Origin of the sequence: Yoonia sediminilitoris (assembly GCF_003058085.1) — a bacterium.
Classification (GTDB): Bacteria; Pseudomonadota; Alphaproteobacteria; order Rhodobacterales; family Rhodobacteraceae; genus Yoonia; species Yoonia sediminilitoris.
The window spans coordinates 134,861-148,918 of the sequence record NZ_QBUD01000002.1 but is presented as its reverse complement, the minus strand read 5'-3'; the positions used below and the strand labels follow the sequence as shown (position 1 = coordinate 148,918).

General features: G+C 58.1%; 13 protein-coding genes. 8 read left to right on the top strand and 5 right to left on the bottom strand.

Annotated elements, in window-relative coordinates; translation table 11 throughout:
* The first annotated feature begins 102 nt into the window (after positions 1-102).
* The 6 genes from C8N45_RS05660 to C8N45_RS05635 all read left to right on the top strand — a co-directional run bounded on the left by C8N45_RS05660 (position 103) and on the right by C8N45_RS05635 (position 5,731).
* The gene (locus C8N45_RS05660) at positions 103-489 is read left to right on the top strand and encodes a nuclear transport factor 2 family protein (protein WP_108385738.1); all 387 of its coding nucleotides are present in this window, start codon (positions 103-105) and stop codon (positions 487-489) included.
* 27 nt (positions 490-516) lie between these two features.
* Positions 517-1,911: an NAD(P)/FAD-dependent oxidoreductase gene (locus C8N45_RS05655; RefSeq protein ID WP_108385276.1), complete on the top strand. Its 1,395-nt coding sequence runs from the start codon at positions 517-519 to the stop codon at positions 1,909-1,911.
* Between the two features lie 24 nt (positions 1,912-1,935).
* Positions 1,936-3,717 carry a sulfoacetaldehyde acetyltransferase gene (gene xsc, locus C8N45_RS05650; protein ID WP_108385275.1) on the top strand — a complete coding sequence of 594 codons (1,782 nt, stop codon included), beginning with the start codon at positions 1,936-1,938 and terminating at the stop codon, positions 3,715-3,717.
* Positions 3,718-3,855: 138 nt separating this feature from the next.
* On the top strand, positions 3,856-4,896 hold the full coding sequence (locus C8N45_RS05645; RefSeq protein ID WP_108385274.1) for a YeiH family protein: 1,041 nt from the start codon (positions 3,856-3,858) through the stop codon (positions 4,894-4,896).
* An 18-nt stretch (positions 4,897-4,914) separates the two neighbouring features.
* Entirely contained in the window at positions 4,915-5,274 is a 360-nt protein-coding gene (locus C8N45_RS05640; protein WP_108385273.1) for a cupin domain-containing protein, read from the top strand.
* A 7-nt stretch (positions 5,275-5,281) separates the two neighbouring features.
* Complete coding sequence (locus C8N45_RS05635) at positions 5,282-5,731, top strand: phosphate acyltransferase (RefSeq protein WP_309498703.1); 450 nt, start codon at positions 5,282-5,284, stop codon at positions 5,729-5,731.
* A gap of 123 nt (positions 5,732-5,854) precedes the next feature.
* Here C8N45_RS05635 and hutU read toward each other — a convergent pair whose 3' ends face one another.
* Genes hutU through hutI form a run of 4 tightly spaced genes read right to left on the bottom strand, consistent with a single transcriptional unit; the run spans position 5,855 to position 11,050 of the window.
* Entirely contained in the window at positions 5,855-7,525 is a 1,671-nt protein-coding gene (hutU, locus tag C8N45_RS05630; RefSeq protein ID WP_108385271.1) for a urocanate hydratase, read from the bottom strand.
* Positions 7,522-8,322, bottom strand: a complete 801-nt coding sequence (hutG, locus tag C8N45_RS05625) for an N-formylglutamate deformylase (protein ID WP_108385270.1) — start codon at positions 8,320-8,322, stop codon at positions 7,522-7,524. The genes hutU and hutG overlap by 4 nt, the downstream gene beginning before the upstream one ends.
* The gene (hutH, locus tag C8N45_RS05620) at positions 8,319-9,860 is read right to left on the bottom strand and encodes a histidine ammonia-lyase (protein ID WP_108385269.1); all 1,542 of its coding nucleotides are present in this window, start codon (positions 9,858-9,860) and stop codon (positions 8,319-8,321) included. The genes hutG and hutH overlap by 4 nt, the downstream gene beginning before the upstream one ends.
* Positions 9,857-11,050 carry an imidazolonepropionase gene (gene hutI, locus C8N45_RS05615; protein ID WP_108385268.1) on the bottom strand — a complete coding sequence of 398 codons (1,194 nt, stop codon included), beginning with the start codon at positions 11,048-11,050 and terminating at the stop codon, positions 9,857-9,859. Before hutI ends, hutH begins: the two co-directional genes overlap by 4 nt.
* A gap of 77 nt (positions 11,051-11,127) precedes the next feature.
* On the opposite strand from hutI, the gene C8N45_RS05610 reads away from it, so the two are divergent.
* Together C8N45_RS05610 and hutC are read left to right on the top strand one after the other, a co-directional pair.
* Positions 11,128-12,492, top strand: coding sequence for a formimidoylglutamate deiminase (locus tag C8N45_RS05610; protein WP_108385737.1), 1,365 nt, complete (start codon positions 11,128-11,130; stop codon positions 12,490-12,492).
* Positions 12,489-13,190 (top strand): histidine utilization transcriptional repressor HutC, encoded by a 702-nt coding sequence (hutC, locus tag C8N45_RS05605; RefSeq protein ID WP_108385267.1) that lies wholly within the window; start codon positions 12,489-12,491, stop codon positions 13,188-13,190. The genes C8N45_RS05610 and hutC overlap by 4 nt, the downstream gene beginning before the upstream one ends.
* Here hutC and C8N45_RS05600 read toward each other — a convergent pair.
* A complete protein-coding gene (locus tag C8N45_RS05600; RefSeq protein ID WP_108385266.1) occupies positions 13,156-14,058 on the bottom strand; it encodes a LysR family transcriptional regulator in 903 nt (300 codons plus the stop codon). The genes hutC and C8N45_RS05600 overlap by 35 nt on opposite strands.

The window sequence follows — 14,058 nt, the reverse complement described above, 5'->3', positions numbered from 1 at the left end:
AGCCAAGAAGGGCTTGGCGACGGCCCCTGATACCACCACTCGTTGTTCCTTATCGGGACAAAGACGCCAACATCTGAAACTTTTCTCAAGCTGGAGACCATGATGACCAAGACACTGACAGCTCAGGACTTGTCCGATACCTTTGATGCCTTCAACCGCCACGACGTTGATGGCGTGATGAGCCATTTTGCCGATGATTGTGTGTTCTACACGGTTGGCGGTGATGAAGTCTATGGCGGTAAAGTGGAGGGCGCCAAGGCCATTGCTGCGGCCTTTTCCGGGGTCTGGGCCGGAATGAAAGACGCGCATTGGGATCATCACAGCCATTTTGTGCAGGGTGATCGTGCGGTTTCCGAATGGACGTTCTCGGGCACTGATGCTGACGGGATGCGTGTCGAAGCCCAAGGCGCTGATCTGTTCACGCTGCGTGATGGCATGATCATCGTGAAACAGGCCCTGCGCAAGTCCCGCCCTCCCTTCAAAGCCTGATTTCCCTCTCGTTGACGGAGAAGTTGCATGCCACATCGACCAAAGCACTGGCCAAAGGCCAGCTACGATCCACGCTATGATCCAATCATCGACGCTGGCCCGGGTCACAACCGGGACCACGCGCCGACGTACTGGATCGGGACTGCTGGAACACCGCCTGAAGATGACGGGCCGGTCACAGGGGACATCGACGTCGATGTCGTCGTCGTGGGCTCCGGGTATACGGGCCTGTCCACAGCCATCCATCTGGCGAAGGAGCACGGTATCAAAGCCCATGTTCTTGAGGCCAACACCGTCGCTTGGGGCTGTTCCACCCGCAACGGTGGGCAGGCGCAGATTTCGTCCGGCCGTCTCAAGCGGTCGGAGTGGATCAAGCGTTGGGGCGTTGATGTCGCCAAGGAGATGCACGCAGAGGTTTGCGAAGCTTTTGAACTCTTCAACGATCTGATCGGCTCGGACGATATCGACTGTGATCCACAGACCGGTGGCCATTTCTATATGGCCCACCGCCAAAAGGTGATGGCAAAACTGGAGAAAGAATGCAGCGTTCTGAATGATGTGTTCGGCTACGGCTCTCGCATGGTATCACGCGATGAACTGCATGAAACCTATGTGCGCGATCAGGAAGCACATGGTGCCTTGTGGGAACCTGATGGAACCTCAATCCATGCAGCAAAGCTGGCTTTCAGCTATGTGCGTCTGGCGCGCAAGCTTGGCGCAAAAATCCACACCGCAAGCCCGGTGATGGGATGGAAGACTGTCAATGGCGTACACCACCTGACCACACCCGGTGGCACTGTGCGCGCGCGTGCAGTGGCACTGGCGACTGCAGGCTATACACCGCCCGGCTTGAACGAAAAGACCAAGCATCGCCTGATGCCGATCTTGTCCAACTCTATCGTGACACGTCCGTTGACCGATGAAGAAAAGACAGAATGCGGGTTTCAGGTGAAATCGCCCCTGACCGACACGCGGACCTTGCGCCACTACTACCGGTATTTGCCAGATGGCCGTGTTCAGATCGGAAGTCGCAGTGCGATCACCGGAACCGATGCCGAAAATCCCAAGCACCTCGCGCTGCTGCAAAAGGGTCTTTATCGCAAGTTTCCGGTGCTGGAGGGGATCGAGCTTGATTATTCGTGGTGGGGATGGGTGGATGTCAGCCATGACATGATGCCCCGCATCTTCCGGCCGGATCCAAAGCAAACGATCTTTTATGCAATGGGCTATGGCGGCAACGGCGTGATGTACTCCGCTCAGGCGGGACGACGCATGGCGCAGATGGTTGCGGGAAAGGGCAAGGAGTTGAAGCTTCCGATCTTCACCTCGCAGCTACCAAGCCACGGTGTTTTGACGCCGTTCCGCAGATTGGGCCAGCGGATGGCCTATCCTTATTACTATGTTCGCGACGAAATTCTCTAACGCCCTGATACAAGGAATACTGACATGAAAATGACCACCGAAGAGGCCTTTGTGAAGGTTCTGCAAATGCACGGGATCGACAACGCCTTTGGCATTATCGGTTCCGCAATGATGCCCATTTCTGATCTGTTTCCGCAGGCGGGCATTAAGTTCTGGGATTGTGCGCATGAAACATCCGGCGGCATGATCGCAGATGGCTACACCCGTGCCTCCGGAAAGATGTCTATGGCGATTGCGCAGAACGGCCCCGGCATCACCAACTTTGTCACACCGATCAAAACCGCATACTGGAACCACACACCTTTGCTGTTGGTAACACCTCAGGCGGCCAACAAGACAATCGGTCAGGGCGGCTTTCAGGAAATCGAGCAGATGAAACTGTTCGAAGACATGGTGTGCTATCAGGAAGAAGTACGTGATCCGTCGCGCATGGCCGAAGTGCTGAACCGCGTGATCGAAAAAGCATGGCGCGGCTCTGCCCCTGCGCAGATTAACATTCCGCGTGATTACTGGACGCAAGTCATCGACATCGACCTGCCCCAGATCATCCGGCTGGAACGTCCGCAGGGCGGTGAGCAGGCGGTCAAGGACGCGGCCAAGCTGCTGTCCGAGGCGGAATTCCCCGTCATCCTGAATGGTGCCAGTGTGGTTTTGTCCGGTGGCATCGACGCCTCTGCCAAGCTCGCCGAAGCGCTGGATGCGCCTGTCGCTTGCAACTACCAGCATAACGACGCGTTCCCCGGTTCGCATCCACTGGGCGTAGGACCTTTGGGTTACAACGGCTCCAAGGCGGCGATGGAAATCATCCAGAAGGCGGATGTTGTTCTGGCATTGGGCAACCGCCTGAACCCGTTCTCCACGTTGCCCGGCTATGGCATAGATTACTGGCCCACAAACGCCAAGATCATCCAGGTTGACATCAACTCCGACCGCATTGGCCTGACCAAAAAGGTGGACGTCGCCATTCAGGGCGACGCCAAGCGTGTGGCCGAACAAATTCTGGACAATCTTGCCGATGGAGCCGGTGACAAGGGCCGCAAAGAACGCAAGGAACTGGTCGCTTTGACCAAGTCCCGTTGGGCGCAGGAACTGTCATCGATGGACCATGAAGATGACGCAGATGAAGGTATCGACTGGAACGAGCGGGCCCGCAAAGCGAAACCAGATCACATGGCACCACGTCAGGCATGGCGTGCGATCATGTCTGCGCTTCCAAAGGACGCAATCATCTCGTCCGACATCGGCAATAACTGTGCCATTGGCAATGCCTATCCGTCCTTTGATCAGGGCCGCAAATACCTCGCTCCCGGTTTGTTTGGGCCTTGCGGTTACGGTCTGCCTGCGATCCTTGGCGCGAAAATCGGTTGCCCTGACGTGCCTGTAGTCGGCTTTGCCGGTGACGGTGCATTCGGTATCTCGATGAACGAGATGACAGCTTGTGGTCGCGGTGACTGGCCTGCCATCACCATGGTGATCTTTCGCAACTACCAATGGGGCGCTGAAAAGCGTAACACCACGCTTTGGTTCAAAGACAACTTTGTCGGCACCGAGCTGAACGAAGGTGTGAACTATGCCGAGATCGCGAAAGGTTGTGGCCTAAAAGGTGTGCAATGCACTGGTATGGAAGAGCTGACGGATGCTCTCAACACTGCTGTGCGTGAGCAAATGAATGATGGTGTTACCACCTTCATCGAAGTTGTTCTGAATCAGGAACTGGGCGAGCCATTCCGTCGCGACGCGATGAAAAAGCCTGTGTCTATTGCGGGCATCAACCGCGATGATATGAAGCAGCAGCAATTCGTCTAGGCGTCGCACTGCAAGGGTAAGGTGTCGGTTCCGGCACCTTGCCCGCCTCATTTGAAATGTAGCGCTGCAACGTACTTCACATTCACCACTTTAATTGACGCGCCGGCCTTTTCATGTGCAGTCAAGGGGATTTGTCTGATGACCACACCTTCAGTAACGTCACCGGCCTTTGCCAGTCGTGTTTCAGGGTTTTTTGCAGCCAACGGGCCAGGTTTTGCGGTGTCCGTGGTTATTGCTGTCGCAGCGCAATTCCTGTCTGAACACTACGGAGCGCCTGCCATGCTGATGGCGCTGCTGTTGGGCATAGCTTTTCACTTTCTTGCCGAAGAAGGCCGCTGTGTGCCGGGGATCGCGCTCACCTCGAAAACCGTCTTGCGCATTGGTGTCGCCTTGCTGGGCGCGCGCATCAGTGTTGAATTGTTGATCGGGCTGGGGCCAAAACTCATCGGGCTGGTGGTCGCGGGTGTGATCCTGACGATCCTGTTCGGCCTTTTGGGGGCGAAGCTGCTGGGGCGGGGCTGGCGCTTTGCGCTGCTCACTGGCGGGTCCGTGGCGATCTGTGGCGCATCCGCGGCGATGGCGATTGCGGCCGTCCTGCCAAAAAACGAACATTCCGAACGCAACCTGATTTTTACGGTCCTCAGCGTCACAATCCTGTCGACCATTGCGATGATCGCCTATCCCATCATCACCGCGTGGCTTGAACTGGACGACCTTGCCGCGGGTGTTTTCCTTGGCGGGACGATTCATGATGTGGCACAGGTCGTCGGCGCGGGGTTTTCGGTAAGTGATGAGACCGGTGAGACCGCAACACTTGTGAAACTCATCCGCGTGACGATGCTGGCCCCTGTTGTGCTCGTGTTTGCGCTGATCATCCGTGCCTACGCTGATGAAGAGCCTGCGGAGGGCAGCAAGCGCCCGCCGCTGATGCCGTTCTTTGTGGTTATGTTTCTGGTGCTGGCGGCGATCAATTCCTTTGGCCTGATCCCGTCGTTTATGCAGGGATTTCTTGCCAATCTGTCGAAATGGGCACTGTTGGTATCGATTGCAGCCGTTGGTATGAAAACGTCTCTCAAGACAATCTTTGATGTGGGCGGTCAGGCCATCATACTGATTGTCGCCCAAACCATCTTTATCGCGGGTTTCATTCTTTATGGCATCACCCACTTCGCCCAATAAAGAAGAAAGGACTCTCACATGCGTGTCGTAGATTTCAAAGAGGAGGTGACGATCACAAAACGTCGCCTCGCCGACCTGCCGGATCGCGTTGTCGAAGGTGATCCGCATCACGAAACGCAGAGGCGTTTCACTAGCCCTGACGGCACACTGATGGCCGGCACATGGACCAGCACGCCGGGAAAATGGATTGCCTTCGCCGACCGTGATGAATTCTGCGTGCTACTGACCGGACATATCAAGCTGATCGGAGAAGACGGTGTCGAACAGGAATTTCTTGCAGGTGACAGTTTCCTGATCCCCAATGGTTTTCGTGGCTACTGGCATGTGCTTGAAACAACGACCAAACACTTCGTCATCCGAAACGTCAGCGTTGAATAAGGCGTAGATCGCCACAGCCCCGGCAGTTTCGATTGGACAATTGACAGAACAAGCGCCGTGCGTCGCGATGCTTTCATTTTCGACCAGAAGGAGTGCGGGTGGCGAAAAGGTGTCCAAGATGGTGCAGGCTTCCCCGTTGGCCCGCAATATGGAGTCGGATCTTATCGTAGATGGCGAACTGCGGTTCGGTGCGGCCTTTGTGCCGAAGGTGGCAGCCCCCAAGGCACCAGACTCCCCGCTTGGCGGAAACGCGAACGTCCTCGTGTTTCCCAATCTGGATGCTGGCAATATCAATCATAAAACTGCCCAGCGTATCGGGGGTGCGTGTGCGATAGGTCCGGGATTGCAAGGGCTGGTCGAGCCCACAAACGATCTATCAAGAGGTTGCAGCGCGCTGATCGGTAGGGCCGCCTCTGCCACACCGGACTATTCCGAATTGATGCGCGGTGTGCGGTAGGCCTCGCTGTCTTGGTTCGGGTCTTGTTGCCACTGTCGCCTGTCTGCCGTCAGCGCTTTCGGAACCATTCAGGCCAAGTTGTCCAATGCGGCCGCTGACCGGGCGTTCTTGAGACACTTCATGTTACCTTCCCAAGATACCCGGCAAGTTCAACCCTTGTTCACGGGCACAATCCAGCGCGTCTTCATAGCCCGCATCGGCGTGACGCATCACACCTGTTGCGGGATCATTCCAAAGTACGTTGGCGATCCGCCGATCCGCCTCCTCGGACCCGTCACAGCAGATGACCATGCCCGAATGCTGCGAAAAGCCCATGCCGACCCCGCCGCCGTGGTGCAATGACACCCATGTGGCCCCGCCTGCGACATTCAGCATCGCGTTCAGCAAAGGCCAGTCGGAGACAGCATCAGAGCCGTCCTTCATTGCTTCCGTTTCGCGGTTGGGCGATGCGACCGACCCACTGTCGAGATGATCGCGTCCGATGACAACTGGTGCGGAAAGCGCGCCGTTGCGGACCATTTCGTTAAAGGCCAGTCCCAGCTTGTGCCGCAGGCCCAGGCCGACCCAGCAAATACGCGCTGGCAAGCCCTGGAATTCAATCCGCTCACGCGCCATATCCAGCCAGTTGTGCAAATGGGGATCGTCGATCAACTCTTTGACCTTGGCATCTGTCTTGTAGATATCCTCTGGATCGCCGGACAGCGCACACCAGCGGAACGGGCCAATCCCACGGCAAAATAACGGGCGAATATAGGCGGGTACGAACCCGGGGAAGGCAAAGGCATTTTCCAGACCTTCCTCTTTCGCGACCTGCCGGATGTTATTGCCGTAATCCAGCGTTGGCACGCCCATGTTCCAGAAATCGACCATTGCGGCAACTTGTGTCTTCATCGATGCACGCGCCGCTTTTTCGACCGCCGCCGGAGCGCTTTCCTGCTTGGCACGCCATTCGGCGACCGTCCAACCCTGGGGCAGATAGCCATGGATTGGATCATGCGCCGACGTCTGGTCGGTGACCATGTCGGGGCGCACGCCGCGCTTGACCAAATCCGGGAAAACGTCTGCTGCATTGCCGATGAGCGCCACTGATTTCGCCTCGCCCGCTTTGGTCCAGCGATCGATCATCGCGAGCGCTTCGTCCAGATCATGCGTCTTTTCATCGACATAACGGGTGCGCAGACGGAAATCGGCGCGGGTTTCATCACATTCAACCGCCAGGCAGCAGGCACCGGCCATGACAGCAGCCAAAGGCTGCGCGCCGCCCATGCCGCCAAGACCACCGGTCAGTATCCAACGACCTTTCAGGTTGCCGTCATAATGCTGGCGGCCTGCCTCCATGAACGTTTCATAGGTGCCCTGCACGATGCCCTGGGTGCCGATGTAAATCCACGATCCTGCGGTCATTTGGCCGTACATAGCGAGGCCTTTTTTATCCAGCTCGTTAAAATGGTCCCAAGTCGCCCAGTGCGGCACAAGGTTGGAGTTTGCGATAAGCACGCGCGGTGCATCCTTGTGGGTTTTGAACACACCAACGGGTTTGCCTGATTGCACCAGCAGCGTTTCGGTATCTTCAAGCGCCTTGAGGGCGGCGACAATCGCGTCGAAATCCTGCCAGGTGCGCGCGGCACGGCCAATGCCGCCATAGACGACCAGTTCATGCGGGTTTTCGGCCACATCCGGGTGCAGGTTGTTCATCAGCATGCGCATCGGAGCTTCGGTCAGCCAGCTTTTGGCGGTGATCTCGGGGCCGGTCGGGGGGAAAATGTCGCGCTGGTTGTGGCGAGGGTCGGTCATGATTTGCCTCCTAGGGTCGGGGCCAGTGCGGCCAGATTTGTCAGGATTTTCGTCAGAAGCGGGCGCAAGACGGCGGCCTTGGTATTATCGTAAGTCCAAGGCGGAGCCTGATTGGTCAGGTAAGTCGACTGGGCGAGTTCCATTTGAATCGCGTGGATGCCCTTATCTGGCTTGCCGTAGTGCCGCGTGGTCCAGCCGCCTCTGAAACGCCCGTTCAAAGTGGTGGAATAGGCGATGGCGGCTTCGCAAATGCCAGTCGTGGCGGTTTCGATCCGTGCGGCACAGGTCGCACCCATGTTTGTACCGATGTTGAAATCCGGCAGGGTGCCGTCAAACAGGTAAGGAATACGCGACCGGATAGAGTGGCAATCATAAAGGATCGCCACGCCATGACGGGCGCGTAACCGGTCAAGTTCGGCCTGCATTGCGGCATGATATGGTGCGTGAAAAGCATGGCGACGTGCGTCAATTTCAGCGGCTGTCGGGGGCGTTTCCCAGATATCCCGCCCGTCAAAGTCGGTCAGAGGCACCAGCGTTGTCGTATTCTGGCCGGGATAAAGGCTTGTCTCTTGAGGATCACGGTTGGCGTCGATGACATAGCGATGGAAGTTGGCGCGCACGATGGTCGCGCCGTCCAAAAGCCCCTCATAAAGCCGGTCGATATGCCAGTCAGTGTCGGCCAGTTTGCGTCCGTTATCGTTCAGGTTGGCGGCGACCGTATCAGGCACGAAGGTACCGGTATGCGGCAGCCCCAGCACAATCGGGCTATCACCCTGATCCACCGTGACCGGGGTCATGGCGCGTCACCTTTCACAAAGCCGGGCAGATCAACTGATGCTGCCAGTGCCCCATTTGCCACCAATGCGCTGGCCGCTTCAATGCAGGGCGCAAGATAGCGATCCTCCCTGAGCGTCGGCACCTTGGCGCGCAGCGTGGCCATTGCGGATTTCAGCGCATCACTTGTCTGCAAAGGCGCGCGGAATTCGATGCCTTGCGCGCCACACATCGCCTCAACCCCTAGTATCACATTGAGGTTCGCGTTCATGCGCGACAATCGCCGTGCAGCATGCGCGGCCATGCTGACGTGGTCTTCCTGATTGGCGGATGTTGGTGTGCTGTCGGTCGTGCAGGGGTTCGCCAGATGCTTGTTCTCGCTCATCAAAGCGGCGGTCGTGACCTCTGCGATCATCAGGCCGGAGTTCAGGCCCGGGTCAGGGGTCAGGAACGGCGGCAGGTCAAACGACAGCGTCGGGTCAACCATCAGTGCCACACGCCGCTGCGCAATCGCGCCGATCTCGGAAATCGCAACGGCGATCTGGTCAGCGGCAAAGCCGACGGGTTCAGCGTGGAAATTCCCGCCGGATACGATCAGATCGTCATCCACCAGCACCAGTGGATTGTCCGTGACGGCATTTGCTTCAATCTCAAGGGTACGGCCCGCAAAGTGCAACACGTCCATTGCGGCCCCGGTCACCTGCGGCTGGCAACGGATGCAGTAGGGGTCTTGCACGCGTAGGTCGCCGTTTACATGACTTGCGCGGATTTCAGAACCTTCCATGAGGGTGCGTTGGGCGCGCGCGACGGCAATCTGCCCCGCATGACCACGCAAGGTGTGGATGGTGTCCTGCAACGGGGCGGTCGATCCCATAATCGCATCGGTCGACAGCGCACCGGTCAATACCGATGTCGCCGCATTGCGCCAGGCACCCCATAGCCCAACCAAGGCACAGGCCGTTGAAAACTGGGTGCCGTTGATCAACGCAAGACCCTCTTTGGGGCCCAGCACGATCGGTGTGATGCCTGCTTTTGCCAAGGCGTCGCCTGCAGCCATGCGTTTGCCCTGATATATCGCTTCTCCTGCGCCGATCATCGCAGCGGCCATATGGGCAAGGGGTGCAAGATCGCCGGACGCGCCGACCGACCCTTGGGCGGGGATCACAGGGGTGACACCACGGGCCAGCATATCCTGTATAATCGCGACCGTCGTCATCGCAACGCCAGAAGCGCCACGTCCCAAAGATAACAGCTTCAGCGCCATCATCAGGCGGGTTGTGGCCGCGTCCAGTGCATCACCCACGCCGCAGCAATGCGACAGGATCAGGTTACGTTGCAGGGTGGCGACATCCTTGGCCGCGATCTTGACGCTGGCGAGTTTGCCAAAGCCGGTGTTGACCCCGTAGACAGCGGCATCACCTGTGGCGGCTTTGGCGACCATTGCATGCGCCGCCTCGATGCCATCGTGAAACGCAGCGTCCAGCGTCACGGCATGATTATGCGCCCAGATGTCATGCAATTGTGCAAGGGTCGCGGCGCCCGGTGTTAGTGTGACGGTCACAGTGATCCTCCGAAAATACGTGTGTGAAGCGGGTTGAACCCGATGCGGTAAGGCAATTCTGCCGGATGTGCGGCATCCCAGACGCAAAGGTCGGCACGCGCGCCCACGACAATTCGGCCCCGATCTCGCAGCCCGAGCGCCTTTGCCGCATGAGCGGTCATGCCCAAAAGCGCTTCAAGCGGGGTCATGCGGAAAAGGGTGCAGGCCATATTCATCGTCAAAAGCGGCGAGGTCAGCGGCGATGAACCCGGGTTGCAGTCGGTCGCCAACGCCATCGGCACGCCGTGATTGCGGAAAGACTGGAGCGGGGGGCTTTGTGTCTCGCGGAGCGTATAGTACGCACCAGGCAAAATCGTGGCGACCGTGCCGGACGCGGCAAGCGCTGCAGCGTCGGCATCCGTCGCATATTCTACATGATCGGCGCTAAGTGCGTCATATGCCGCCGCCAGCTGCGTCCCACCGATGTTGGACAGTTGTTCTGCATGAAGTTTCACAGGCAGACCCAGTTCCTTGGCCAAATCGAACACGCGGGCGATTTGGCGCGTGTCGAACGCAATGCCCTCGCAAAACCCATCGACCGCATCGACCAGACCTTCCGCGTGGGCGGCGCGCAAGGCGGGTATGCAGATGTCATCAATGTAGGCGTCCGGCTTGCCCTCAAATTCGGCTGGTACGGCGTGCGCGCCAAGAAAACTGGTGCGTACCTCGATCGGACGGACTGTCGCAATCCGGCGCGCAACGCGCAGCATTTTCAACTCTGTCTCGTGGTCCAGTCCGTAGCCCGATTTCACTTCGATGCAGGTCACACCTTCGGCAATAATTGCATCGACGCGGGTCAGGGCATCCGCAAGCAAGGCGTCTTCAGTGGCTGCGCGCGTCGCTTTCACCGTTGAAACGATCCCGCCGCCAGCGCGTGCCACCTCTTGGTAGGATGCCCCGTTCAGACGCAGTTCAAATTCGGCTGCGCGGTTGCCTCCAAAGACCACATGCGTATGGCAGTCAATGAGGGCCGGGGTCGCAAGTCGCCCCTCAAGGTCATGTGTCGGGGCGTCGCAGAAAGTGTCGGGAATATCGGCGGCAGGGCCGACCCAAGCGATCTGCGTGCCTTCGGTGACTATGACCCCGTCTGCGATCAGGCCATAGCTGCCGTTGTTTTGCAGGGTGGCAATGTGGGCATTTGTGAAAAGCATGCGGTCGACTCACTTGCAAATTATCGTGCATAATATATTTATGTGCATACATAATAATCTGTCAAGCGGAGTGAATGATGCAAACGATCTGGGCCAAAACAGCATTGCTGCCGACAGGTTGGGCAGAGAATGTGCGCGTTGACATTGATAGTGCCGGGCGGATCAGCGCGGTTGAAACCGATGCGACAGCAACGGGCCAGCCTGTGCCAATGGCACTTCCCGCCCCGGTCAATGCGCACAGCCACGCCTTTCAACGCGCAATGGCAGGGCTCACCGAACAGCGTGGCCCTGATCCGCGCGACAGTTTCTGGACATGGCGGCAATTGATGTTCCGCTTCCTGGACCGGTTGACGCCCGCGCACATCGAAACGATCACCGCCTTTGTGCAAATGGAAATGCTGGAGGCGGGTTACGGGGCTTCGGTCGAATTTCATTATCTGCATCACCAGCCGGGTGGCGCGCATTACGATGATATTGCAGAGACATCACAACGCATTCTTGCCGCAACAGCGCAGTCTGGCATTGGGCTTTGTCTGTTGCCGGTGCATTACCAGTATGGCGGATGCGATGGACGCGGATTGACTGCCGGGCAGATCCGGTTTGGCAATGGAATGGAGGATTTCCTGCGTCTGCATGACGGTGCTGCCTTGGCCATCAAGGCGGCAGGCGCTGACGCAGCGATTGGCGTGGCACCCCATTCGTTGCGCGCCGTTGGCCCAAGTGATCTGAGGGATTATGCGGCCGCATTTCCGCACGGCCCCATTCATATGCATTTGGCCGAACAACGGGCTGAAGTAGATGAGGTCTTGCAGCATTGGGGCGCGCGTCCGGTGACTTGGGCGCTTGATAATATGCAACTCGATGCCCGATGGTGTCTGATCCATTGCACGCAGATGACACCTGACGAAACCATTGCTCTTGCACAGTCCGGTGCCATCGCGGGACTGTGCCCGATCACGGAAAGCAGTCTGGGTGACGGCATTTTTGACGCTGTCCGGTGGCTGGACCACGACGGAGCCATTGCGATCGGATCAGACAGCAACATTCGCATTTCATTGGCTGAGGAGTTGCGCACGCTTGATTATTCACAACGCCTGCGCGACGGGACGCGGGCTGCCTTGGCCACACCCGGGAAATCGACGGGCAGGCGTCTGTTCGACGACATGCTGGCGGGCGGAGCCAAGGCGGCAGGGCGCGATGCGGGGCGGATCGCAGTGGGTGCCTGGGCTGACATTCTGACGCTTGATACGACGTCGGAACACCTTTGGGGCAGGGCGGGCGATGCCACTCTGGATGCTTGGATATTTGCAGGTGATGACAGGCTGGTACGCGACGTTTGGTCAGCGGGCCGCCATATGGTAAGGGACGGCAAACACATCGCTCGCGACGGCATTGTCGCGGCTTACAAGCAGACGATCGACGCCTTGAAAGACGCTTTATGAACGCACCTTCGTTTCGAAACTGGAAAAGCGTACAGGACGAGGTTTTGCGCCGTATTCATGCTCGCGAATGGAAACCCGGCGAGTTGATCCCCAATGAGGCCGATCTGGCCGAGGAATTCGGCTGTGCCCGGTCCACAGTGAACCGCGCGTTGCGATCGTTGGCAGAGAGTGGCCTGCTGGACCGTCGTCGCAAGGCGGGTACGCGTGTCGCGGCGCAACCCGTAGCCAAGGCCACGTTGGATATTGCCGTGATCCGCCACGAGGTTGAAGGGCGCGGCAGCAAGTACGGCTATCAGTTGTTGACGCGCGAGCTAACCGTGCCGCCTGCACGGGTTTGCGGTGCGATGCAAACGCCTGCCAGCGACGCGCTTCTGCATGTCCGCGCATTGCATCTAGCCGATGATGCACCTTACGCAGTCGAGGATCGCTGGATCAACATCGGCGTTGTCCCGCAGGCGCACGATGAGGATTTCGCCACGATCAGCGCCAATGAATGGTTGCTCAAATATGCCCCCTATACCCACGGTGAAATCGCGTTTTCAGCAGTGCAAGTGGCGGAGGATGACGCTGACATCCTTGGCGTTGCCCCGCAAAGTGCTGTTTTCGCTATCGATAGGCTGACATGGGACAAAGACGCCTCAGTCACCAAAGTGCGGCTGCTGTTCACCCCCGGCTATCAGTTGCGGACGTCGCTTTAGGCGAAAGCGTATTCAGAATGGCGTTGAAATCAGGGCTCTCGGCCCGCAGGCTTGACCAGATCAGGGCGATTTCGGTTTTGGCCTCGGGCGTGGCAATCGGTACCGTCACAAGGCGCTTGCCGTCATAGCTGAGATCGCCGGGAGGGCAGGAATAGCTGATGCCCACACCTGCACCGTTTGCCGCAAGCGACCGCATCATCTCCAGTGAGGCGACCTTTTGCCCGATCACAGGCGTCAGCTGTACCCGTGCAAACAGATCGCGCATGAACTCTTCTGACAGGTTTTCGGTGAACAGGATTAGCGTTTCGTTATTCAGATCAGAGAGGTCCAGTGCGACTTTTTGTGCCAGCGGATGATCCGTCGCAACAAATGCCACCGGCGCAATATCTGCCAGCTTCCGCCGCTTGAAATGTCCCGCGAACCCCACGTCATAGGATATCGCAAAATCCATCTGTCCTTCGGCCAGATAGCCTGCCAGATCAGCGAAACGCCCTTCGCGACCAGCAAATGACAGCATCGGGAAACGGTCGCCCAGTTGTTTTAGGGCCGGGGCCAGATACCACGGGGCGATGTCGGAAAAACAGCCCAGCACCCACGTATGCGAAGTGTCGCTGTCCTGTTCGATCTCGGCTCCGAGCGCCAACAAATCGCGCGCCTTGGCAATCAGGCGATGCCCATAAGGCGTGATCTCAATCGCGGCCCCTTTGCCACGGACGAAAATGGCACGTTTGAGGTGGTCCTCTACACGGGTGATCGCAACCGAAAGCGACGGTTGCGAGATGTTCATAAGTGCCGCCGCCTTGGTCAGGCTGCCCGCATCGGCAACGCCGACGATGTACTCATATTGGCGCAGGGTAAGATATAGCAT

What these genes read in the sequence shown, in the direction of transcription:
- hutI (WP_108385268.1), bottom strand. Translation starts at nt 11,050, where the DNA reads ATGCTTTTCACAAATGCCCACATTGCCACCCTGCAAAACAACGGCAGC.
- hutC (WP_108385267.1), top strand. Translation starts at nt 12,489, where the DNA reads ATGAACGCACCTTCGTTTCGAAACTGGAAAAGCGTACAGGACGAGGTT.
- C8N45_RS05600 (WP_108385266.1), bottom strand. Translation starts at nt 14,058, where the DNA reads ATGCTATATCTTACCCTGCGCCAATATGAGTACATCGTCGGCGTTGCC.
- C8N45_RS05610 (WP_108385737.1), top strand. Translation starts at nt 11,128, where the DNA reads ATGCAAACGATCTGGGCCAAAACAGCATTGCTGCCGACAGGTTGGGCA.
- C8N45_RS05640 (WP_108385273.1), top strand. Translation starts at nt 4,915, where the DNA reads ATGCGTGTCGTAGATTTCAAAGAGGAGGTGACGATCACAAAACGTCGC.
- xsc (WP_108385275.1), top strand. Translation starts at nt 1,936, where the DNA reads ATGAAAATGACCACCGAAGAGGCCTTTGTGAAGGTTCTGCAAATGCAC.
- C8N45_RS05660 (WP_108385738.1), top strand. Translation starts at nt 103, where the DNA reads ATGACCAAGACACTGACAGCTCAGGACTTGTCCGATACCTTTGATGCC.
- C8N45_RS05655 (WP_108385276.1), top strand. Translation starts at nt 517, where the DNA reads ATGCCACATCGACCAAAGCACTGGCCAAAGGCCAGCTACGATCCACGC.
- hutU (WP_108385271.1), bottom strand. Translation starts at nt 7,525, where the DNA reads ATGACCGACCCTCGCCACAACCAGCGCGACATTTTCCCCCCGACCGGC.
- hutG (WP_108385270.1), bottom strand. Translation starts at nt 8,322, where the DNA reads ATGACCCCGGTCACGGTGGATCAGGGTGATAGCCCGATTGTGCTGGGG.
- C8N45_RS05645 (WP_108385274.1), top strand. Translation starts at nt 3,856, where the DNA reads ATGACCACACCTTCAGTAACGTCACCGGCCTTTGCCAGTCGTGTTTCA.